Source organism: Shimia sp. MMG029, assembly GCF_027947445.1.
Lineage (GTDB): Bacteria > Pseudomonadota > Alphaproteobacteria > Rhodobacterales > Rhodobacteraceae > Shimia.
In genome coordinates this window covers 123,008-145,449 of record NZ_JAQJIM010000007.1, presented here as the reverse complement: position 1 = coordinate 145,449, position 22,442 = coordinate 123,008, and the positions used below count along the sequence as shown (strand labels likewise).

Genomic DNA, 22,442 nt, shown 5'->3' with positions numbered 1-22,442 from the left:
ATCATAAAGCAACAGTAATTCGATTCTAGGAGAGAGCGATGACCACAGAGCACGACAGCGCATGGCAATTCTGGGTCGACCGTGGCGGCACGTTTACCGACATCGTGGCGAAGGCGCCCGATGGCGGGCTCAAAACGCATAAGCTCTTGTCAGAAAACCCAGAAATATACCAAGACGCGGCCGTGCATGGCATTCGCCAGCTGCTTGATCTGACTGAGGGTGACGCGATTCCTAGAGGCGCGATTGATGCCGTAAAAATGGGCACAACGGTTGCGACCAATGCGCTTTTGGAACGCAAAGGCGAGCGCACCGTGCTGTTGATCACCAAAGGGTTGCGGGATCTGTTGCGCATTGGGTATCAGAACCGCCCTGCTCTGTTTGATCTGAATATCGTGCTGCCAGAGCTGCTCTATGATCAGGTGATCGAGGTTGAAGAGCGGCTGGATGCAGATGGCAATGTCATCACCGCCCTGAACGCCGAAGCGGCGCGGAGTGCGCTGGAAGCGGCCCATGCGGCGGGTTTCCGGTCTGTCGCGATTGCGCTGATGCACAGCTATCGCTTCCCCGCACACGAGAAAACGCTGGGCGAGATGGCGCAAGACATCGGCTTTTCCCAAATTTCGTTGAGCCATGAGACCAGCCCGCTGATCAAACTGGTGGGACGCGGCGATACCGCTGTGGTGGATGCGTATCTCTCCCCTATCCTGCGGCGCTATGTGGATCAGGTGGCCACCGCGCTTGATACCGCCAAAGGCGGCTGTGAGCGGCTTTTGTTCATGCAGTCCAACGGCGGGTTGACCGATGCGCGGCTGTTTCAAGGGCGTGACGCGATCCTGTCTGGCCCAGCGGGCGGCGTGGTTGGCATGGTGCGCTCTGCGGCGGAGCTTGGCTTTGACAAGCTGATCGGCTTTGACATGGGCGGCACCTCAACCGACGTGTGCCACTATGCGGGCGAATATGAACGCTCCTTTGAGACCGAAGTGGCCGGGGTGCGGATGCGTGCGCCCATGATGTCCATTCATACGGTGGCGGCGGGCGGCGGCTCTATTCTCAGCTATCGCGATGGTCGTATGCAGGTGGGCCCGGAAAGCGCAGGCGCAAATCCGGGGCCTTGCGCCTATCGCCGGGGTGGCCCGCTCACCGTGACGGATTGCAACGTGTTGCTTGGCAAATTGCAGCCGGATCATTTCCCGCATGTCTTTGGGCCCAATGGTGATCAGCCGCTGGATGTGGATGCGGTGCGCGTGAAATTTGAAGCGCTGAAGGCGGAAATTGGCACGAATAAATCCGTGGAAGACCTCGCGGAGGGCTTCCTGCGCATTGCTGTGGAAAACATGGCCAATGCGATCAAGAAAATCTCGGTGCAGCGCGGCTATGACGTGACAAAATACACGATGAACTGCTTTGGCGGCGCTGGTGGGCAACATGCCTGTCTGGTGGCGGATGCGCTTGGCATGGAGAGCATCTTTATTCACCCGTTTGCGGGCGTTCTCTCTGCCTTTGGTATGGGGCTTGCAGACATCCGCGCCATGCGGGAAAGCCAAGTGGCCTGCGCGCTGGAAGCGGCGGAGGCAGGCACCGCCCTGCAAGCGCTGGCGGCCGCGGCGCAAAAAGAAGTTGCAGACCAAGGGGTTGCTGCAACGGATATTCATGTTTCGCAAACCGCACATATCCGGCCCAAAGGCGCGCAGCAGAGCCTGTCGGTCGCCTTTGGCACGCCAGACGACATGCGCGCGGATTTTGTCACCGCGCATAAGCAGCGTTTCGGATTTGCGCCGGACACAGATGATCTGATCATTGATGTGGTGGTGGCTGAGGCGATTGGTCAGACCGGCGAGCCGGTGACTATGCCTGACCCTGTTGGCGCAGACTGCACGCCCCCCAATGTCTCGCTTTATACCGGCGGGCGCTGGCAGGAAGTGCCGCTGGTGGACCGCGACACGCTGGCGATTGGCCAATCGGTGACCGGCCCGGCCATCCTGACGGAGCCAACCGGCACCAATATGATTGAGGACGGCTGGCAGGCGACCTGTGCCACCGGCGGCAATCTGGTGCTCAAACGCATTGTGCCGCTCAAACGCTCTGAGGCGATTGGCACCTCGGTGGATCCGGTGATGCTGGAGGTGTTCAACAATCTCTTTATGTCGATTGCTGAGCAGATGGGCGCGACGCTTGCGAACACCGCTTATTCGGTCAACATCAAGGAGCGCTATGATTTCTCCTGTGCGATCTTTGATCAGAATGGCGATCTGGTGGCCAACGCACCCCACGTGCCGGTGCATCTGGGCTCTATGTCGGAAAGTGTGCGCACGGTGCTGCGCGAGAACGCAGGCAAGATCCGCCCCGGCGATGTGTTCATGATGAACAACCCGTATAATGGCGGCACACATTTGCCGGATGTGACGGTGATCACGCCGGTGTTTGACGCGGCTGGTGAAAGCATCATCTACACCGTCGCCTCACGTGGGCACCACGCTGATATTGGCGGCAAGACGCCGGGCTCCGCCCCGCCTGACAGCCGCCATATCGAAGAAGAAGGCATCGTGATCGACAACTTCCTGCTGGTGGATCAAGGCAGCCTGCGGGAGGCAGCAGCGCGCGAGTTGCTCACCTCCGGGCGCTATCCCTGCCGGAATGTGAACGAAAACATGGCCGATCTGGCCGCGCAAATTGCGGCGAATGCCACCGGGGCCTCTGAGCTGACCAAGATCACCGCACAGTTCGGCCACTCTACGGTGCAGGCCTATATGGGCCATGTGCAGGACAATGCCGAAGAAAGCGTGCGGCAGGTTCTGGATGTGCTGAAAGACAGCGCGTTTTCCTACCCGCTGGACGGCGGTGCGAAGATCGAAGTCGCCATCAAAGTTGATAAGGAAAACCGCACCGCGACGATCGACTTCACCGGCACATCAGAGCAAAGCCCAACGAACTACAACGCGCCCATGGCGATCTGCCGTGCGGTGGTGCTTTATGTCTTCCGCACGCTTGTGGGCAGTGACATCCCGATGAACGAAGGCTGTCTGAAACCGCTCTCGCTCATTGTGCCGGAAGGCTCCATGATCAACCCGAAATTCCCAGCCGCCGTGATCTCCGGCAACACAGAGGTGAGCCAGGCGATTGCCGACTCATTGTATGGCGCGCTTGGTGTGATTGCAGGCAGTCAGGGCACGATGAACAACTTTGTTTATGGCAATGACACCTATCAGAACTATGAAACCATCTGCGGCGGCACCGGGGCTGGCGACGGCTTTGATGGCACGAGTGCCGTGCACAGCCACATGACCAACACGCGGATGACTGACCCGGAGGTGCTGGAAACCCGCTTCCCGGTGCGGGTGGAGGAGTTTTCGATCCGGCATGGGTCTGGTGGCGACGGCCAGTGGCAAGGCGGCGATGGCATCATCCGGCGTCTGCGCTTCAATGAGCCAATGACCGTGACCGTGCTGTCCTCCCACCGTGTGATCGCGCCTCATGGGGCGTCTGGCGGTGGCAGCGGCAAGGTGGGCCTGAACAGCGTTGTGCGCAGTGATGGCACCAAAGAGACGCTGGAGGGCAACGATCAGGCGGAGCTGACAGCCGGAGACATCTTTGTGATGGAAACACCCGGCGGCGGCGGCTTTGGCGCAGTCTAGTCAAACAAAGGGCCGCTTGAATGATCTCAAGCGGCCCTTTTTCGTTGTGATCTCAGCTTGCTGCGCGGCGTAGCAGGCAATCCTGCACCCGACCGGGATAGTCGGTGACAATACTATCCACACCGCAGTCAATCATGCGGTTGATCTCTTTGACGCTGTTGACTGTCCAGGTGCCAACGACCAGGCCAAGCGCGTGGGCCTCGGCTACACCCTCTGGAGTAACATCCAGAAAATGCGGGCACCACATTTGCCCCCCTGCCTCAACCACAGCATTCGGCATAGAGGCGGGCACCTCTTCCCAAGAGGGCATCACGGTGCGATCCGTGTCTTCCCCCGGCAGGCCCTTGGGCAGGTAGGATAGGTAGGATGTCGGCATCTCTGGCGCCTGTGCGCGCGCTACATCGAGAATGCCCCAATCAAAACTGTGCATCACGGTGCGATCCACAAGACCCGCAGCACGCACCTGAGCGACAACCGTCGCCACCATTTCTGCGCGCTCCTGCGCGAGATCGGGGGCATCCGGGTCCGTCTTGAGCTCCAGCAGCAGGGACAAGGAGGCATTCTCAGGCTTTGCCACAAATGTCAGCACATCATCCAGCGTGGGCGCCTGTGCATGCGGCAGCACCGCCTGATCTGAGAAACGACGCCCATATTCAGTGCCCCGATTGGCCATGCCAACGTTGCAGGCGCGGACCTCTGCCAGGGTCATCTCTGCCACGCGTGGACCGGGGTCGGGCAACCAATGCCCCTCTGCATCACGTGCCAATGCGCCATCCAGCGTATGGTTGTGGACCACCACCGGCACGCGATCTTTGGTCATGACCACATCAAACTCAATCGAGGCAATCCCAATCTGCTGGCAGAAGGCGAAACCCTCAATCGTGTTTTCCGGCAACGCACCTCGGGCGCCACGGTGCCCTGAAACTCTGGGGCCCGACGCATCTGCGCGAAACCCGTCTAACTGCCCAAATTGCTGACCCATCGAAGCGATCCGTCCTTGCGAGTACGGCGCGCAGACTCATGGAGACTCTGCGGCCGTGCCAAATTTCATTCCGATGGACCACGGGAGCACCCGATGTGACGGCCCGTGCCCCACCATTTCTGTCTCGGTACCTGTAAGATCGCTCTGGAGCAATGAGTTCGCGCCCAACTGACCCATCAGTTGCAACTGTACCTCAATCTCTCCCACTCTTAAGGGAACGCCGGCCGCTCTTGCCATATCCGTCCTGCGCGACAGGCCCGCCATGCAACCTTGCCCGGTGGTCGGTTATGGCAAGACCGCATCCTTCGGCAACATCACCGGATAGTCGGTTTTGAAGATCTCCGGCATTTTCACAGGGCGGCCGGTGGTGAGGTTGGTGCTGACATAATCTGACTGCGCGCGCAGGATGGTTTTGTGATCGCTCAAGCGGACCACCTGGAACACGCGACTGCACCTCAGGCGCCCGTCGTTGGACGAGATCCACACAAAAACAACCACTTCATCGTCGAGGAATGCAGAGGCCAGATATTTGATCTCGTGACGGACAGCGGCCATGCCGCGCTCCATTTTCAGGCATACCTCTGCGGTCAGCCCCACAGAATCTGTATGCTCCCAAACGGTGGCGTCGAGCCATTTCAGATACACCGCATTGTTGACATGGTGAAAACCGTCCAGATCCTGCTGTGTGACTGTGAACCGCTTCCAATATGCATTCGGGAAATCAGCGAGGGCTTCAATCTCTTGATCTGTCATCAGCGCTGCGCGTCCTGTTTTGGGAAATGCCTATCCGGGCGACAGGTTACGCGCTGCACCAGTGCGCCGCCAGCGCCGGCCTGCGACGCAACGCAACGTTCTTTCACCCGGCACACCGTTCTTTGACCCAAGATCCTGCAATCTCACAAAACTGCGCCAAATGCGCGGCGTGATCCAGACCAGTGACGCGTTTGCGCGGTTTAAGATCGTGATCGCCGTCTTCAAACCATGCCATTTCGATTTGCGGCGACAATGGATAGGTGGCGACATCCGCTTCGGTCCCAAAGGGATCCCGTGTGCCCTGACACATCAGGGTCGGTGTCAGCAGCGCTTCAAGGTGATCCACACGCAAGACATCCGGTTTGCCCTGCGGATGAAATGGATATCCCAGACAGAGCACCCCTCGAATGTGCCGCGCCGCATGCAGATCATCCGCGATCAAACTGGCAACGCGCCCACCCATTGACTTGCCGCCAATCACTATAGGACCATCTGCGCCAACATCCCGCGCCAACGCAGAAAGCGCCGCGTGATACTCTTCTTGCAGAAGGGGCATTTTCGGAGGTGGCCGTTTTGAACCACCGGTGCGCCGCTGCGCCATATAGGCAAATTCGAAACGGACCACGCGCAATCCAGCCTGAGCCAGACCTTGGGCAACCGTGTTCATATACGGCGCGTCCATCGGCATGCCTGCACCATGGGCAAACACCAATGTCGGTGCGTCGGTGCGCGCTCCATCCACAAGGAAGTTTATGGGTGCCATGCGGTCTCTCAAAAACGCGTGTTGATCCCAAACAAGATAGCCGTTTCGTCACGCCCTGCAATGTGGCCGCGATTCATGGCGTGTGCGAGCGACACGCCCATGCTGGTTCTGCGAGACAGAGGCCGCCCGTAGCTGAGCTCCAGACGGACCTCACGCTCATCAGGGCTAAGGTCAATTGGCACCGTCTGATGCGTGACAACCCCAAGCGCATTTGTCACCGGAAGAGACAAAGCCGTGGCACCAGAAGAGATCGCCGCGGGCAGAGACACAGACAGATTGAGCCGGTCGTTGCGCGCCCAGACATCGCGATGCGACAGGGTCAATGCGCTTGCGTTCATTACAACATCCGAGGCTTGGCCAAAACCAGTGGCCTCCTGCCCGAAGGCATAGCCAAACTCGACCCTGAGCTGTGATTTTTCGGAAAGGTCTGTGGAAAGTGCCATGTCCATGGAGAAGATGGCGGCGTCACCGCCTCCGTTCCAATCGGAGAGCAGAGAGGCGGTGTCATCGCCGTAGGTTGCGCTGACCCTCAGGTTGGCACCGCCAAGATCAAAGTGGCGCGCCAATCCAAAACCGATGCTCTCATCTCCGTAGTTTTGAGACTGGAAAAGCAGCATTTCTGTCTTCGCATTGAGCGTGGCAAAAGGCGTCAGGCGATTGTCACCAAAGAAAGCGATGCTGCCGTAGCCCTCTTCTTGGATTTGGTCGAAGTTCAGAACATCATTCAGCGAAAACAGCGGGCTTGTGTCACGGGTGGCGACCATTTGGGCCGCGTCGATGACAAACCCAGCAGACAGCGCGTCGCGGCTGACAACGTCGACCCCCTCAAGCGCTTGTTTGATCGCGTTGCCACTGGCCGCACCAGACACCACAAGCGGTTCACGTGTGTTGATCGTCCTGCCATCAGCGGTTGTTATTGTGGCTTGGCCAATTGGCAACAATGCCGCCGCCACATCAAGGAACCCATGACCCCATTCACGGCTGTAGTCATGCTCAAACCCCGGAACCAGTTCAACGGACCCACTTTTCTGAAATCCGTCAAACTCATTGTCCGCTGTGGCCAGCAACCTGACCCGCAGCTGCTGGTGCGACATATCGGGGAAAGCTTCGGCCAACAGCGCCAAGGCCCCGGAGACTGTCGGCGCAGCAAACGACGTGCCCGTGCCAAAACGATAGCCATTTGATGCGTTCGCACCGGTCCAGTTGCCGTTTGCAGCGATACACCAGGCAGCGGCTTCCAGACAGGCGCCGGACACACGTGTTGCCGAAACGACATCGTCCCCATTGAGCTCAGGCACGCCGTTGATGACCGCGATCCAGCTCTTTTCAAGATCGGAGTGGAACACAGGCAGACCCGGCAACAAGCCCGCTCTGGAAATCTCATGATCGTTTGAGATTGCAAACACCACAATTCCGTCTTCGGCATAATCTGTCAACGCACTGAGATAGTCCGCCCCCGCCGATGAGCCGAACACGCGATCGTAGTCTGAACGCACTGCATCGCGGGCGACAAAGCCCCATGAATTGTTCAACGCAACCGCGCCCTGCGCACGGGCAGCGCGCGCGGTTTCACTCAACTGCGCAAAGGTGTTGTAGCTGCCAAAGATTGCGTCAGCCTCTGGGGCGACGCCAATCATTGTGGATGAATTGCCCGTCGCGACCGATGCCACGAAAGTGCCGTGATCCGTCACCGGCAAGTTGCGACCCAAAGTGATATCTTTGCCTGCAAACACAGTGTGGCCGGGCAGGAAGCCACTGTCAGAAAAGGCGATGGTTTCGCCGGCACCGGTGAGGCCCGCGGCATGGGCATAGTGAATGCCTGCGGCCTCAATCGGGTTGCCTTCTAAGCTGACATCAACACCGTCGTCAAAGGTGCCATTGTTGTTGCGGTCAACAAAGTATCGCCCATCTGCTATTTGACGCCGATATCTGGCATCCTGACGGAGCAGCCTGTTGGCGCTCGTGCGCAGGGAATCCAGATTGCTGATAAACGAAGCCAGCAGCGTTTCATCATCGGTAAATGGGAGGTTCGAAACAGGCCCTCCGCCACCTCCGGGCGCGTTGCCACCGCCAGCGCCGCCACTTGTACTGTCGTCTTCACCGTCACCGCCGCCGCACGCGGCAAGAACACTTGCCCCCAAAAACGCAATCGTCACACGCTTCTTTGGTATTGGCATCAAAGTGCCCCCCACTGGTCTTTCAAGCTCTCTTAGGAATACCCTAAACTCTTTAGCCAAACCCTAAAGGCCAAATCATCTTAAAGATGTATCAATCTGGGGATGCTGTGCTTCAGACAACACGCTTTCGATGCCGTCATCATACCAGATTTTTTCATGCCAAACACAAAGAAGCCCGGCGCGATGCGCCGGGCTTCTTAGAGACGTTATGTCACGCAATTAGAAATAGCGCAGCCAGAGATACACGTTTGCGATCATCAGCGTCAGGATCATGATCGGGAATGCATAGTACATGAATTTCAGGAAGCCGATTGGCTGTTTGGCTTTTTCTGCGAAGGCCGCAACCGTCAGGTTTGCCGAAGCGCCGAGCAGAGAGCCGTTACCACCCAGACAAGCACCAAGCGCCAGCGACCACCACAGTGGCTCGATCGCGTCAGGGCCACCAAATGTATCCGCAGTGGATTCAATCAGCGGGATCATGGTTGCCACAAAAGGAATGTTGTCGAGGATCGCAGAGAGGATACCAGAGGCCCAGAAGATGAAGAACGCTGTCCACATCATATCGCCTTGGGTCAGCTCCAGCACTTTCTCGCCAAAGTACTCAAGCAGACCAACCTGCTCCACACCAGCCACGATCACAAACAGACCACCGAAGAAGAAGATGGTAACCCATTCCACTTCGCCGAAAATGTGGTGCACGCTTTCGGTTTGATCTTCGCCGTGCTGGTGCCCATAGGCCAGAAGCATCAGCAGCGCGGCGCCGGCCAGAGCGGAGGTGCCTGGCTGAATGCCATAGCCGTGACCAACCACGAAGCCAAAGATCACCAGAGCCAGAACAGCCAAGGACTTAACCAGCAGAACCTTGTCGGTGATGGCTTCTTTTTCGTTGAACTGCATGATCCGTGCGCTGGCTTCCGGTGGGATCTTGGACAGCTCTTTGCGGTTCATGAAGTAGATGATGAAGGTCAGAATAACGAGGCAGATCGCGGAGATCGGGGCCAAGTTATACAAGAAGTCGTTGAAGCTCAGGTTCGCCGCAGAGCCAATGATGATGTTAGGCGGGTCACCAATCAACGTGGCCGTACCCCCAACGTTAGACGCCAGGATTTCTGCCAGAAAGAACGGGAACACACGTGTTTCAAGCGCATCAGTGATCAGAAGTGTGATCGGCGCAATCAGAAGCACAGTCGTCACGTTGTCGAGCATCGCGGAGAAAACAGCTGTGATCAGGGTCAGCATGATCAGGATGCCCGTGGGATCCGCTTTCACCCATTTGGCTGACTTGATCGCCACGTATTGGAACAATCCACATTTGCTGGTGATGGCCACAACCACCATCATGCCAATCAAAAGCGCGAGCGTGTTTGCATCAACACCATTGACCGCTTGCTGCTGGTTCAGAATGCCGAACAGCACCATGAGCGAGGCGCCGAGCATGGCCAAAATGGCACGGTTGATTTTTTCGGTGATGAGTACGGCATAGACCAAAACCAGAATACCGGAAGCAATCCACAAAGGATCGACCCCAAGCATATCCGGCAAGGAAAAGCCCGCCTCACCGTGTGAGGAAGAATGTGCAGACACGATACTGACCCGCTTTCATTTAGATTGGTTAAGGAGGCGTCAGGCGATGGCCTCAGAACACTTTGTCGATCAGTGAGTTCGCGCTCACCGTACCTACAAATCGCTGCGAATTTGGCTCCACAAGCATCACGTGGCGTTTGTATTTATACACCAGGAAGATGCCCTCCATGATCGGCGTATCAGGCGCCGTCACAGGAATGTTGCTGGGATCGGACATATTGTCCGAAACTTTTTCTTGCTTGAGCATTTCAACCTGTTGGGAGAAATGATCCTTATCCAGGTTCATGAAGCTCAAGTGATCCAAAGACACCCGCATACTGTCCGTGTTCAGACCGATGGTGGCGGCTTTGGGAAGAAGCAGCTTCAGCATCGTGGGCGCACTGAAAACGCCATGATACTTGCCGGTTTCGTCAACCACGGGGAGGAAACGCGAACGGCGTTCCTTCAGAATTGCGAGAGCTTCTGCGACGCTGGCGTCGGGGTGAATTGTCTTTTGCAGGTCGGGTGAAACCATGACATCAGCACATGTCAGACCCATATTGGTGACCTCTTCATTTTATGACGCCAGAAACAGCGACGTTGTTGCAACCGAGCGGCGGTGCAACGGCGGGATGAGGCCAAATTACGCACACATCACATGTTGAATCGCCAGAGTCGCTCGCCTATGTCTATTGTTTGGCCGCAAATTACTAGTGGTGAAATGATGAAAAGGCGTATTGATGGCTTAACCATCGCGAAACGCACTCTCAAAAACGCCCTCTTTTCGCGCCAAAGAGACGCCACAGGCGGAACGCGGGCGCTTTAAAGCCACCGGATTGCAAAACCTTGAGCCTGCTCTTTCACACAAAAGATAGCAGACTTGGCGCGTCGGTCACAAAAAATGTTGTCCATCTGCCGTCAACTGGGCAAAACACAAACAGACTTAAGGCGCAAAAACCGAGCATCGAGAGATCTATTGGCTGACGACCCCACCAAAAAGCTCGCCGCGCGCGTAATTTGCGACCGAGCCGGCTATGACTTTTCTGAAGTCTTCAAATACCAGTTTGTGCTCTCGAAAGCGCCGGTTGCGACATCGTACAGATGGCGTAACGCAAAATTGGGAGAGTGGTATCTGCACGCATGTCCAGATCTGCGCGTCACTCCGATCTATGACACACAAAATGAACACGTTGGTTGGTTCCTTGGGGTTGGCATCCTAGAGGATGGAACGGCGGTCAAAGACAGGCTCACTGTTCCCAATAGCGCAACCGATGCACGTTTGATTGCGTCATTGCGGACGCTCATTTTCAAGACTGCCGGGCGCTTTGCCGTCCTCCTTTGCAAAGAGGGTGTTGAGCAGATCCACTTCGATGCGGCACTGGACCAATCGGTGGTTTACAATCCTGCCGAGGGGCTTGTGGCCTCCAGCACAATGCTGGCTGCGTACGGAGAGCTTCAACACAACCCGCGTTTTAACGGAAAGGCAATTTTACGACGCAACCTGTGCTATGCATTTGAACACACAAGCGACCGACGTGTCCTGCGTGCGTTTCCCAATCATTTTCTGGACCTCGACAGCTTTGAATTGCAACGATTGTGGCCAGGAACAGACGCAGAGTTTGATGTCAGCCGCGCCGAACGACCCGGCTTGATTGCGCAGATGGAAGACAGGCTGCGGCAGGTTATGTCTGGCCTGCTTACCAACTTCGACTGCTGTTTGCCGGTCAGCGGTGGTTATGACAGCCGATTGCTGTTGAGCTACGGCAAGGAGGACATTCAACATCTCAAGAGCGCCTTCACCCATGCCATCAATCACAACACGCTCGCCGATTGTTTGATTGCACGAAATTTATGCCAGCAGCTTGGCGTCCCTCATCACATCATAAATACCCTCGATCCTGAACATGAGCCGGTCCTGCGCAAACCGATCAATCGCATTCGGTTTGATGAGTTTGCTTTGCGCACCGGGTATGAATCAGGCACGCGAGATCCGCGCGCCGGGCTTGCCAACACGCTTGCACCTGAACATGAGGTGTTGATCCGCGGGAACCTCGTGGGCATTCTCAGCGCGCAACAATACCTCAGAGAGTATATCGATGCGCCTTTTGACATGGGATATGCTCTGTACCGGTTGCGCATCAGTGAGGACTGGACCCCGGATCAGAAAGCGTTCTGGAGCGCCAGATATCGCGACTGGATGAACACACTGCCAGAGGCTGCGCATGCACGCATCTATGACATGGCCTTTCTGGAACTGGTGCAACCGCATGCATTGGGCGCACATTTGAACGGATCCACTAACGCCTATCATGTGAACCCCTTCAATGACCGGATTTTGCTCCATGGGTCCATGAGACTGCGCCCGCGCTTCCGGGTAGAGCGCAACGCCATTGACCGCATGCAACAGCGCGCGGCGCCAGAATTTTCCAGCATTCCACACACAACGAAAGTGAAGCGTCTGATTTCAGATGCATTTGGTAAGGCGCCACCGCTGGAAGATGTACTAAAGCTTGATATAGTTGCGTAAAATCCGCTTGATCGTCAGCCCCATCTGAAAGCTTCGAATGCCGCAATCCCCCCCTCCAATCTACATTCACATTGGCACGCAAAAGACCGGTTCCACGTCGATTCAGGCGCATCTTTGGGCGCATCAGAAGGCTCTGAAGGCGCAAGGGGTGAATTACGTGCAGGCCGGGCGCAAACGCGCGGCGCACAACCAGATTGCGATTACAGAAAGAAATGGTGACATCCAGCCGCTGCTGGAAAAGGTGGTGCAAGAAATCGACGCACTGCCCGATCACACCCACATCATTTCCTCTGAGATGTTTTTCCGGCCTTCTATAGCCGCGGCGCTCGCAGCTCATTTACCAGAGCACCAAAAGCAACGGGTCAAGTTGGTCACGTATCTGCGTCGTCAGGACAAGTTTCTGGAGGCCATGTACAAACAGACGCTCAAAAACGGGCGGTTCCGTGGGTCACCCGCCAAATACGCCCAGCAACGCCAAATCGCATCTTTCTATGGAACAACCCTCGACGCCTTTGCCGCGGCCTTTGGCAAAGAGGCCCTGATTGTGCGCATTTTTGAGCGCAGCACGCTACACAACGGCGATGTGGTCGAAGATTTTGCACAGAGTATCGGCCTGCATGGCACGCTGTGTGCGCTGCCGCGTCAAGCGCAGTCAAATCCGACGCTGTCGCTGGAAGTGTCGCATCTGTTGGGCATGCTCAACCGCACAACGGACATCAACACGAAACAGCTCATCAGAGAGATTTCGCGCCATCAGACCAAGGGGGCCACACGCAGCGGTGATTGCTATTCGATCGCCGAGCGCGCTGAAATCATGGATTTGTGTGCGCAAGACAACGCCTATGTTGCCAAGACATATTGCGATGCGCCCGCAGCTTTGTTTGAGATCGACGATCTAAGCCCGTCTACCACGGTGTCGGGACCCTCTGACACTGAAAAACTCAGCAATCTGGAAGACGCCATTTTTGCTGTGTTTCGGGCTATTGGAAAAACTCATAGTTCACAGCTGAAGTGACAGATTGCGATGGCTGCAGGTGCATCCCCTCCCGAAGACGAAGAGCGACAGACTTTTCTATATGTCCTGAAGGGGCAGGTTCAGCATGTCGGCTTTCGCAATTGGACCAAACGGGAAGCGACGCGGCGGGGCATCTGCGGTTGGGTGCGCAACAAGTCAGATACTGTTGAGCTGATGTTCACAGCCAGCGCAACGGAAGCATCTGATTTCGAAGTGGCTCTGCGAAACGGGCCATCACGTGCCAATGTCACCAGCGTTGAAAGCAAGCCCGTGCGGCTGCGCGCCTTTAAGAGCTTTCAGATCTTAGAGAGCAAAGGACACCCGAAGCAGGCACCGGCCGAACGCCCCTCTGAGGCCCAGCCGCTCTATCACTTTGACCCTGAATTTGTCGCGCTGTGTCAGGGCCTTTACGATGCGCTCCCGACCGCGCTCCGACGGCACAATCGTGTTGATCACATTGAGAAGGATTGGGGGTTTCAACAGCTTGAGCATGCAGCGCGCGCGGCAGGCATGATCACAATGCGTGTCGATCAGGGTGCGCCAAGACGCTATCTGTTACAAAGTGAAACGGCGCGACTTGGCCTCAGCAGCACCCGACTTAGCGTTTCGCCATATTTGGATACGGTTGTTGCAAACGACAAATCGCTAACGATGGACGCCCTGTCGCACGCCGGTTTGCCGACACCAAAGAGCATGGTCGCCCAGACAGAGGCTGAGGCACAGGACGTGTTTGATGCGCTGGGGCGTTGCGTCGTTCTAAAACCAAGCCACGGGTCCAATTCTGTGGGTGTGACCACCAATCTGCGGCAGCGCGATGCGTTGCCAGCGGCCTTTGCTTTGGCGCAGCAATCCTCTCCCGATGGGCGCGTGATTGTTGAAGAACATGTGCGCGGCGTGGACATGCGCATCCTGATGGCGGGTGATCGTTTTGTTGCGGCGTATCTGCGGTTCCCGGCAAATGTTGTGGGAGACGGAAAGGCATCTGTTGCTGAGTTGATTGCACGCAAAAACACTGACCGCGCCTCCGTTCCGGGGATCGGTGCGGCCAATCCAATCCCGACAGGCCCGCTCGCGCAGGCGCTGCTGAAAGATCAAACGCTCGCTTTGGACGCCGTCCCGGCCAAGGGACAATTTGTGCTCTTGGGTTTGCGGCCCAACACCTCTGACGGTGCTGACCAAATCAATGTGACAGAGCATTTGCACCCCGAACTGAAAGACATCTGCGTTCAGGCGACCCACACGCTTGGCACATCATCGCTGTGGGGGTTTGATCTCATCACCGAAGATTTCACGCGCCCACCGTCCCAGGCCCGCAGCGTCTTCTGCGAAGCCAACAACCGCCCGTTTGGCGGTGTGTTCCGGCATGCAACGCATGGGCCATATGTAAATTTTTTCACCCATGCGCTTGAGGTTTTTGCGCCGAAACAACCGTCGCAGGCATGGCAGACTTCTGATTGGGAGATCGTGTTTTGCGCCCCTCCTTCCGAAGAAAGCACGGCGCAGCGCTTTGGGTTTCACAAGGCTGTGCGGGGCGACACTTGGCATTTGCCGCTCGGCCTGATGGGTCAAGACGAGGCTTTGCGCAAATTTGGCGCGCTACAACAAAACGCAGATTTGTTTGGGCGCCTGAAGCTCGTGGATCGAAACGCTCCGGTTCAGAGCCCGCCATACGTCCACCTATCGACGCGGGCTTATCCTAGGCTGGCTGTATCGCCGACCGCAGAGCAGAGCCTAACCTTCGCCATGTCAGCCGCATTAGAAGGAAACGCGCAAGAGTGGCGCCCTCAACTGATCGGCCGCGAGCAGGACAAGGGCTTCTCGGTCTATGACACAGCATATCCCACAAGTTTTGCAGAATACACGATGCAGCCCAAACGGCTGCTTGCGCTGCGTGCCATTTTAGGGAGTGCTGGTCTCCCAATTGTGCCCTTAAGACTGATCAAAACCGCTGCGGAACTGGGGCAACTGCCGCATCAACAGGCCAACCTACACCTGTCTCGCAAATGGCGTGGCGCGTTTTGCCATTGGGTTGGCCCTGAAACCCGCTATCAAAGCCTTGCAAACCAGATACCGGAACGTTGCTATCCGATCTTACAGGATCCCTGCACCTCGCAAGAAACGCTCGAGTGCGTCATATTGCACAACAATATTTTAGGCGCAGCCGTCAGAACGCAAGAGGGATTTGCAACACTGCCCAGCCTGCCAGACGGGCTTGAAGCATTTGCGGGAAAAGTTGCACAGGCCATACCTGGCCTCGGACGCGCGCGGCTGATCTGTCGCGCCTCTCAGCAAGATCCGGCGATGTATGAAGTGCAATCTGTGACCACAGATCTTGCGCAGTCTGACTTTGCGGCACCGGACTTTGGGCTGCCAATTGACCTGGCTCTGGCAATCAAAGAACGCCTTTTTGACGGGATGGACAGCGCCGTTTCAAAGCAGTGCTTTTCCTCAGCCAAATTCTGAAAAGCACTTCAGATTGCGAGATAACAAGCTGCGCGATTGATCCTTGAACGCACTTCGCTTCGCGTGCACGCAGTTGCCTATCACAGGTCTTACGCAGCGGAGGAATGAGATAATTCACAAATTATATATCTCAAATACCTATTTAAGTAATTGAAACTATTGTGCTTTTAAAGAAAAGATCGTGATTTTTAGGACAGCCCTATATATAGATCACTTGTTATACACGCATTGCGGTAGCAATCTTACGAGATCCCGTTCGCTCGGAATGGCTGTGAAACGATGCGTTTTTTACTTGGTCAACATTTGAGAGGTGACCTGAATGACAACTGCCTATGACTTTTTTGGTGCCCGTGCGCCAGATATGGCAGATTCAGCAACCTCTTTGGGTGAGGAGGGCACAGCCCTCTGGCAAGCCGATCTGATCAACAAGACAATCTGGTGGAACCGCAAGGCGCAGCACCTGCATGCGGTTGGAGAAGATTACCAACCCAATTTCGAAAACGCGTTTGAATTCTGCAGCCTAGACGATCGAACACACATTCGGAACATACTCAGCAACAGCATACAAAACGCAGTCCCCTGGCGTTTTGAATATACTGCGGAATTGCCTGGAGGGGACACCCTCCTGATCGAGAGCGAAGGGTACCCAGTTGTCGAAAACGGCAAGACCACAAAGCTCATCGGACGCTTTGCACGCAAAGAACTGGTGCTCAGTAAAACGCAGCTTTCCTCCTCTACCCTCCCCGACACATGGCGATACTTGAACGAGCTCACAGATCTGCATGCGGTTGTGGATGAGACAGCGATTTTGTCTGTATCTGATGCGAGTGGGAAAATTTTACGCGTCAACAAGAACTTGCTGCGCGTTTCTGGATACTCGGCCGATGAACTAATCGGACAGAACCACAACCTGATGAACTCAGGCTACCACAGCAAAGAGTTCTTTCAGCAAATGTGGGAAACCATTTCCTGTGGCAAAATCTGGCGCGGAGAGATCTGCAATCGCAGTAAGCAGGGAGAAACACTCTGGTTTGACACCATCATCTATCCGGTGACTGACACTATTGGGCGTCCTGACAAGTTTTTTGCTCTCCGATTTGATGTCACCGAGAAGGTACGTTCCAGCCGGCTCGTTTCCGCATTTTTTGACATTTCAAGTGCACCCAATTTCATATTGGACGACCACGGCTATATTCTGAAGGTAAACCCAGCCTTCTGCGCGGCGGCTGGGCACACCAAAAAAGATCTTCTGGGGCGCCACTTTAACAGCCTCGCGAATTCAGGTGATCGCAGCAAAGTCACCAAAGCCCTACGCAAGGCGCTTTTGGGCCGGAAATCAAACGCACTTCAGATCAGGTTGCACAGTCGACATGACAAACAGCGGATCATGGACGTCCATTTCAACCGTTTTGAGGGCCAGATCTTTGGGTCTGCAAACGACATAACTGAACAATTGGAACGCCAGCAATCACTCGCAGATGCCCGCAATACTGCGGAGGAGGCGAACCAGTCCAAAACCGCTTTCCTTGCGAACATGAGCCATGAGATCCGCACACCGCTCAATGCGATTGTGGGGATCACAGACGTTTTGAATAGAGACCCTGACTTAACGGCCAAGCAACAGGATCTTGTCAAAACGATTTACGAAGCGGGAGAGATGCTCGAAGACCTGCTTTCTGACTTTCTCGATCTCTCCAAGATCGAAGCTGGCAAGCTGACAATCGAATCCATCCCCTTTTGCCCAAGCGTGGAGGCGCAAGCCGCATTGCAGCTGCACATGCAAAAAGCGGAACGCAAAGGCCTCCGGTTTTCGCTTCAAGCCAATGCAAACACCGAAAATCTTGCTTTGGGTGATCCGCTTCGCTTGCGTCAGATCATTTCTAACCTCGCATCCAATGCTGTGAAATTTACCGACTGTGGTCAAATATCTTGCAGCCTGTCCGTGCAGAAAGCGGCCTTTGGCGAGAAACTCGTCTTTGAGATCGAAGACAGTGGCATTGGCTTTCCGACCAAAACCTCTGGCGCGGTGTTTGAGCGATACACGCAACAGCGAGAAACGGACAGCCGGACTCACGGCGGCACAGGGCTTGGCCTCGCGATCAGCGCCTCATTGGCCCACAAAATGGGGGGCACGTTGCGCGTGATTTCTGCCCCGGACGAAGGCACCATATTCACGCTTACACTCCCGCTTAGATCAGCCCTCTCAAAGGCACCGGTGCAACATCAACAGGCCGCAAAGCTCGAAGAGCTTGATTTGAGTGGGTGTCGGGTACTTGTCGCTGAGGACAGCAAAGTCAACCAAAAGGTGATCAGCCTCGTTCTCCAAAACTCAGATTGCGACATAACGTTTACATCCAATGGCGTTGAGGCGCTTGAGACCTTCAAAGAAGAGCCGAAGCCATTCGATTTGGTTCTCATGGATATGCGGATGCCCGTCATGGATGGGGAACAAGCCGTTCGCAACATGCGTGTTTTTGAAAGCGAAAACAAACGTGCCCGCACCCCAATCATTATGTTGTCAGCAAACGCCATGCCAAATAATGTAAAAGACGCGCTGACCGCGGGATGCGACGCCCATGTCGCAAAACCTGTGCGGCGGGGCATCCTGTTTCAAAAGATTGCGGAATGTCTGGATCTGACCAAAGGCGATCACGCAGGGGTCTGATGGCGCGCGCTTTCTGCGCGCCATCGCTGAATCACGCGGCATCACGATCAGGGTTGCGTGCTGTACCATCCAAGCTCAGCTTGAATTGAGACACCAGTCTTTCTAGTTCATTGGCTTCTTCTTTCAGCGTTGCGCAGGTTGCGCTGACGTCCTGCGCCATGACCGCATTGCGTTGGGTTGCTTCTTCGAGCTGAGACACACCCGTGTTGATTTCCCCCAGAGTGGCCGCCTGGCTTACGGTCCCATCCGCCAAGTTAGACACCAGTGCGGAAACGTGGCTCACACGGTTTACAATCACACCAAGCGCTTCTCCGGTTTCATTCACCAGCCCGACACCGTTGCTGACACTGGCTGTGCTTTCCCCAATCAGATCCTGAATTTCTCGCGCTGCACCGGAAGATTTTTGTGCCAGTGCACGTACTTCTGACGCAACCACCGCAAAACCGCTGCCTGCGGCGCCGGCCCTTGCGGCCTCAACACCCGCATTCAGTGCAAGCAAATTGGTTTGAAACGCAATATCGTCAATCACGCTGATTATCTGGGCGATTTGCTTGGACGACTCTGAGATCTTCGCCATCGCATTAACGGCTTCTTTCACGATCGCGCCGCTCTCTGTCGCGTCATTTTTCGCAGAGAGCGTGCTTTCTTGCACATCTTTTGCGCCAGAGGCAGCCGATTGAACGCTGGAGGTGATGCCTTCAAGCGCAGCCGCTGTCTGTTCCAGCGTACCAGCCTGATCTTCGGTGCGGCGCGACAGGTCATCTGAGGACTGGCTAAATTTGACCGTGCCTGATCGAATGCTGGAAGCCACATCAACAACATGCACAAGTGTTTCGTTTAGCTTGCCAACCGTTGCGTTGAAATCCGCCCTCAACCCCTCGTACTCCTCAGGGAAAGGCGTTTCAAAGTGGTGGGTAAGATTGCCTTCTGCCATCTCCCCGAGACCAAGGCGGATTTCGCCAACCACAAAGTCCTGTTCCTTTTTGCGCCGCTCTTGCTCCGCCTTAAGAGCCTCAGCATCGCGTCGCATTTGCAGGGTATCTTGCTTAAAATGATAGACGGCTTTTGACATTTTGCTCAATTCATCGCGGCCTTCAATACCTTCGACGAACACATCAAAGTTGCCGCTTGTGAACTCATTGATGACAGCGATCAGGTATTTGATACGTGCCACCATGCGCTCAAAGGAGAAAATAGCAAAGGACAGAACCAAGAGCATGACGCTCATTCCCAACCACATCATGCGATTGAATCTGGCATCTGCCGCCGCTTCGATTTCCAGCGTCAGATTTGCAATCTGCTCTACAAACCGCAATTCTTCCTCTCGCAGAATATTGATCCAAGCTGTTGATATTTTGAACCAATTGGGCGCGGTTAGCCCATCATAGTCTTGCAACTCATATCCTGATCGCACTGTTTCACGCGCTTTCTGGACCGCTTTGAATTCGGCGGTTTCGCGCAAGGCGGCCAGCCAACCTGCGTCGTCTAAGGCGCCGGAAGCTTCGAGCAAAAGCGCCCCCTGAGCGCCGCCAAGTTCAATAAACCGGTCATGCACAATGGTTGAGAAGCCGCCCCCAAGCCCGGTTGCGCCCATGGCGCGCTCCAGGCCTGCACTCTCTTTCGCTGATCCAATCAACACACGAGCGCTCAGCAGGGCCTGAACCTGACTGTGCGTGTCGCGCATGCCAGACGGGCGTGAAAAATCAATCAACTGATTGATTGTTTGCGTATAAAATGAGGCCATTTCTGGAACGCGAAGCTCCAGCCCATCCACCTGATCGCGCATCGATTCCAACTTGCTAAGACGCGTAGAAATCTCCGAAAGCAGCTCTGGCCGTTGCATGGCCAGCAAATCAATCTGCTGCTGAAAGCTCTCGATCGCGGCACTGGAGTGTTCACGCTGCTCTTTCAGCTCCGCTGGGAAATTCTTGCCTTGAGACGCGATGTAACCGGCAGAGTAGCCGCGTTCTTTTTGCAGTTCGTGTATCACATGGCCGACAACGGCGCCCTCTTGCGCACGCATTGTGGTATCGTGAGCACTTTCTACAACCGCACGCTGACTGGTTACATCGCCGTACATCAAAAACCCGGCGAGCGCAAAAATCGGTCCGATGACGAACAACATCACAATACGCAGTTTCATTGGGAGCACCTACTCGTCTGCATTTATAAGATGTAAGCTGAGTACACATACACGATTTAAGGCTGTGTAAATTGACACTGCTTTTTTGCTACACAAACCCGCATTCGTAGATGTCGACAGTCAAACGACTGTTTTTTGAGCACCACCTGCCTCACAGCAGTGCGCATTCCGAGCGATGGCAAAAGGCGGGTCTGTTCAACGACAATGGGCACAGAGCAGGTAGATTCCGACACGTTTGCCGATTGACAGAATCCTTAGAGTTTTACATTGATAACTTTGATGGTTTCCAGCCTGTGACCGGCTGGATGAAAAGGGAATACGGTGCGGCACACAATTGCCAATTCCGTAACTGCCCCCGCAACTGTAAGCGGTGTGCAACCTCCGATAGCCACTGGGCCAGCGCTCGGGAAGGTGGAGGGAGCCAGTCACCGCAAGTCAGGAGACCTGCCATCTTAACTGAAACTCAAACCGGGCGGGGTGTCTCGGAAGGAGGCCAAGATGGCTCAATCGGCTTACGCCGCTGACATGACTGGTTTTGTTCTCGCCCCGCGTTTTCGCGGAGGGCGAAATGAACGGAACTGTATCTCATCGAATGACGATTTGCACATCGTGCCGGCACACGGGCGAAACCTGCAACTCCGGCTATGCATTGATTGCGAAACTGCGCGCAGCGATCTCCGCTGCGGGTGACAGCATCGCCGATGACTTCGAAATTGCAGGCACGGCCTGCCTTGACGGTTGTGACCGCCCCTGCACTGTTGGCTATCACGCTACACGTACAGCCTCTTTCCTGTTTGGTGACATCACGCCAGAGGAAGATATAGACAGCCTCATGGATTTTGCAAAAGACTATGCAGCTCAGCAAGGCGATTGGTGCGTGTCCACCGGCCATCCCATAAAATTGCGCGACGACTCTACCCTGACACGCATACCCTGCGCGATCATGGCCATTGAAGACACATTGGAGCGCGTTTCATGACCTCCCCAACGTTGGACGTGCGCGATGTCACCTGGGCGCCGCGCAAGCGCGACCCCCTGCTGCTTGAGGCGACCAGCTTTAGCCTGAACAAGGGTGAGGTGATGGGCCTTGTTGGGCCAAATGGCGCCGGCAAAACCACGCTTTTGCGTCTGATATATGGCTATAACCGCCCTCTGTCCGGCGACATTCTGCTGGATGGCGAGTCGCTGCGCAAAATGGCGCCACGCGCGCTGGCCAAAAAGGTCGCCGCGGTCTTGCAAGAACAACCTTCTGACTTTGCGCTCACTGTGCGCGAAGTTGTTGCGCTTGGGCGGGTGCCACATCGCCTGGGCCTCTCCACTCCCGGACAACACGATGCGGAAGTGATAGAGGCGGCGCTCAAGCGGCTGCAGCTGCAAGATCTGTCACACCGCAGCCTCTCCACACTTTCCGGTGGCGAACGCCAGCGGGTGATGGTGGCGCGCGCATTGGCGCAAGAGCCGCAACTGCTGGTGTTGGATGAGCCGACCAACCACCTCGACATCCGCCATCAGCTGGAAGTGTTGCAACTGATCCGCGATCTGGATCTGACGATTGTCACATCGCTGCATGATCTCAATCTGGCAGCTGATGTCTGTGATCGCATTCTGATCTTAAAGAATGGCGCACCGAAGGGATTTGGCGCGCCTATGGAAGTTCTCAAAGACAGGCTGGTGTCCGACACCTTTCAAGTGCGCGCCCAGCGCGAACAGCTCAGCGTGAGCCAGAAAAACCATCTCACTTTCCAACTTTAACACCTCA

14 protein-coding genes and 1 riboswitch are annotated in these 22,442 nt (G+C 55.7%); of the genes, 7 read left to right on the top strand and 7 right to left on the bottom strand.

Annotated elements, in window-relative coordinates; translation table 11 throughout:
- The first annotated feature begins 38 nt into the window (after nt 1–38).
- The gene (locus tag PJL69_RS16040) at nt 39–3,632 is read left to right on the top strand and encodes a hydantoinase B/oxoprolinase family protein (protein WP_271310564.1); all 3,594 of its coding nucleotides are present in this window, start codon (nt 39–41) and stop codon (nt 3,630–3,632) included.
- Nucleotides 3,633–3,684: 52 nt separating this feature from the next.
- On the opposite strand, the gene PJL69_RS16035 is transcribed toward PJL69_RS16040, so the two are convergent.
- The 6 genes from PJL69_RS16035 to PJL69_RS16010 form a co-directional block, all read right to left on the bottom strand.
- Entirely contained in the window at nt 3,685–4,614 is a 930-nt protein-coding gene (locus PJL69_RS16035; protein WP_271310563.1) for a glycerophosphodiester phosphodiesterase family protein, read from the bottom strand.
- Nucleotides 4,615–4,899: 285 nt separating this feature from the next.
- Nucleotides 4,900–5,367: an acyl-CoA thioesterase gene (locus PJL69_RS16030; protein ID WP_271310562.1), complete on the bottom strand. Its 468-nt coding sequence runs from the start codon at nt 5,365–5,367 to the stop codon at nt 4,900–4,902.
- 103 nt (nt 5,368–5,470) lie between these two features.
- The gene (locus PJL69_RS16025) at nt 5,471–6,130 is read right to left on the bottom strand and encodes an alpha/beta family hydrolase (protein ID WP_271310561.1); all 660 of its coding nucleotides are present in this window, start codon (nt 6,128–6,130) and stop codon (nt 5,471–5,473) included.
- A gap of 8 nt (nt 6,131–6,138) precedes the next feature.
- On the bottom strand, nt 6,139–8,307 hold the full coding sequence (locus PJL69_RS16020; RefSeq protein WP_271310560.1) for a S8 family peptidase: 2,169 nt from the start codon (nt 8,305–8,307) through the stop codon (nt 6,139–6,141).
- A 219-nt stretch (nt 8,308–8,526) separates the two neighbouring features.
- Nucleotides 8,527–9,891 carry an ArsB/NhaD family transporter gene (locus PJL69_RS16015; RefSeq protein WP_271310559.1) on the bottom strand — a complete coding sequence of 455 codons (1,365 nt, stop codon included), beginning with the start codon at nt 9,889–9,891 and terminating at the stop codon, nt 8,527–8,529.
- 52 nt (nt 9,892–9,943) lie between these two features.
- Nucleotides 9,944–10,405 (bottom strand): CBS domain-containing protein, encoded by a 462-nt coding sequence (locus PJL69_RS16010; RefSeq protein WP_271310558.1) that lies wholly within the window; start codon nt 10,403–10,405, stop codon nt 9,944–9,946.
- 441 nt (nt 10,406–10,846) lie between these two features.
- Between PJL69_RS16010 and PJL69_RS16005 the strand changes: the two genes are divergently transcribed.
- From PJL69_RS16005 to PJL69_RS15990, 4 genes are all read left to right on the top strand, one after another.
- A complete protein-coding gene (locus PJL69_RS16005) occupies nt 10,847–12,397 on the top strand; it encodes a hypothetical protein (RefSeq protein ID WP_271310557.1) in 1,551 nt (516 codons plus the stop codon).
- 37 nt (nt 12,398–12,434) lie between these two features.
- On the top strand, nt 12,435–13,412 hold the full coding sequence (locus tag PJL69_RS16000) for a hypothetical protein (protein ID WP_271310556.1): 978 nt from the start codon (nt 12,435–12,437) through the stop codon (nt 13,410–13,412).
- Nucleotides 13,413–13,421: 9 nt separating this feature from the next.
- On the top strand, nt 13,422–15,875 hold the full coding sequence (locus PJL69_RS15995; RefSeq protein WP_271310555.1) for an acylphosphatase: 2,454 nt from the start codon (nt 13,422–13,424) through the stop codon (nt 15,873–15,875).
- A gap of 319 nt (nt 15,876–16,194) precedes the next feature.
- Nucleotides 16,195–18,540: a PAS domain-containing hybrid sensor histidine kinase/response regulator gene (locus PJL69_RS15990; RefSeq protein ID WP_271310554.1), complete on the top strand. Its 2,346-nt coding sequence runs from the start codon at nt 16,195–16,197 to the stop codon at nt 18,538–18,540.
- Between the two features lie 31 nt (nt 18,541–18,571).
- Here the strand turns inward: PJL69_RS15990 and PJL69_RS15985 are convergent, their stop codons facing one another.
- Nucleotides 18,572–20,683 (bottom strand): methyl-accepting chemotaxis protein, encoded by a 2,112-nt coding sequence (locus PJL69_RS15985; protein WP_271310553.1) that lies wholly within the window; start codon nt 20,681–20,683, stop codon nt 18,572–18,574.
- A 263-nt stretch (nt 20,684–20,946) separates the two neighbouring features.
- Nucleotides 20,947–21,149, top strand: a riboswitch (cobalamin riboswitch).
- 102 nt (nt 21,150–21,251) lie between these two features.
- Between PJL69_RS15985 and PJL69_RS15980 the strand changes: the two genes are divergently transcribed.
- Both PJL69_RS15980 and PJL69_RS15975 read left to right on the top strand, forming a co-directional pair.
- The gene (locus PJL69_RS15980; RefSeq protein WP_271310552.1) at nt 21,252–21,662 is read left to right on the top strand and encodes a DUF1636 domain-containing protein; all 411 of its coding nucleotides are present in this window, start codon (nt 21,252–21,254) and stop codon (nt 21,660–21,662) included.
- Nucleotides 21,659–22,435: an ABC transporter ATP-binding protein gene (locus PJL69_RS15975; protein ID WP_271310551.1), complete on the top strand. Its 777-nt coding sequence runs from the start codon at nt 21,659–21,661 to the stop codon at nt 22,433–22,435. Before PJL69_RS15980 ends, PJL69_RS15975 begins: the two co-directional genes overlap by 4 nt.
- Nucleotides 22,436–22,442: the final 7 nt, after the last annotated feature.

Coding starts and splice junctions, on each gene's coding strand:
- PJL69_RS16040 (WP_271310564.1), top strand. CDS start 39: ATGACCACAGAGCACGACAGCGCATGGCAATTCTGGGTCGACCGTGGC.
- PJL69_RS16035 (WP_271310563.1), bottom strand. CDS start 4,614: ATGGGTCAGCAATTTGGGCAGTTAGACGGGTTTCGCGCAGATGCGTCG.
- PJL69_RS16030 (WP_271310562.1), bottom strand. CDS start 5,367: ATGACAGATCAAGAGATTGAAGCCCTCGCTGATTTCCCGAATGCATAT.
- PJL69_RS16025 (WP_271310561.1), bottom strand. CDS start 6,130: ATGGCACCCATAAACTTCCTTGTGGATGGAGCGCGCACCGACGCACCG.
- PJL69_RS16020 (WP_271310560.1), bottom strand. CDS start 8,307: ATGCCAATACCAAAGAAGCGTGTGACGATTGCGTTTTTGGGGGCAAGT.
- PJL69_RS16010 (WP_271310558.1), bottom strand. CDS start 10,405: ATGGTTTCACCCGACCTGCAAAAGACAATTCACCCCGACGCCAGCGTC.
- PJL69_RS16000 (WP_271310556.1), top strand. CDS start 12,435: ATGCCGCAATCCCCCCCTCCAATCTACATTCACATTGGCACGCAAAAG.
- PJL69_RS15995 (WP_271310555.1), top strand. CDS start 13,422: ATGGCTGCAGGTGCATCCCCTCCCGAAGACGAAGAGCGACAGACTTTT.
- PJL69_RS15990 (WP_271310554.1), top strand. CDS start 16,195: ATGACAACTGCCTATGACTTTTTTGGTGCCCGTGCGCCAGATATGGCA.
- PJL69_RS15985 (WP_271310553.1), bottom strand. CDS start 20,683: ATGAAACTGCGTATTGTGATGTTGTTCGTCATCGGACCGATTTTTGCG.
- PJL69_RS15980 (WP_271310552.1), top strand. CDS start 21,252: ATGAACGGAACTGTATCTCATCGAATGACGATTTGCACATCGTGCCGG.
- PJL69_RS15975 (WP_271310551.1), top strand. CDS start 21,659: ATGACCTCCCCAACGTTGGACGTGCGCGATGTCACCTGGGCGCCGCGC.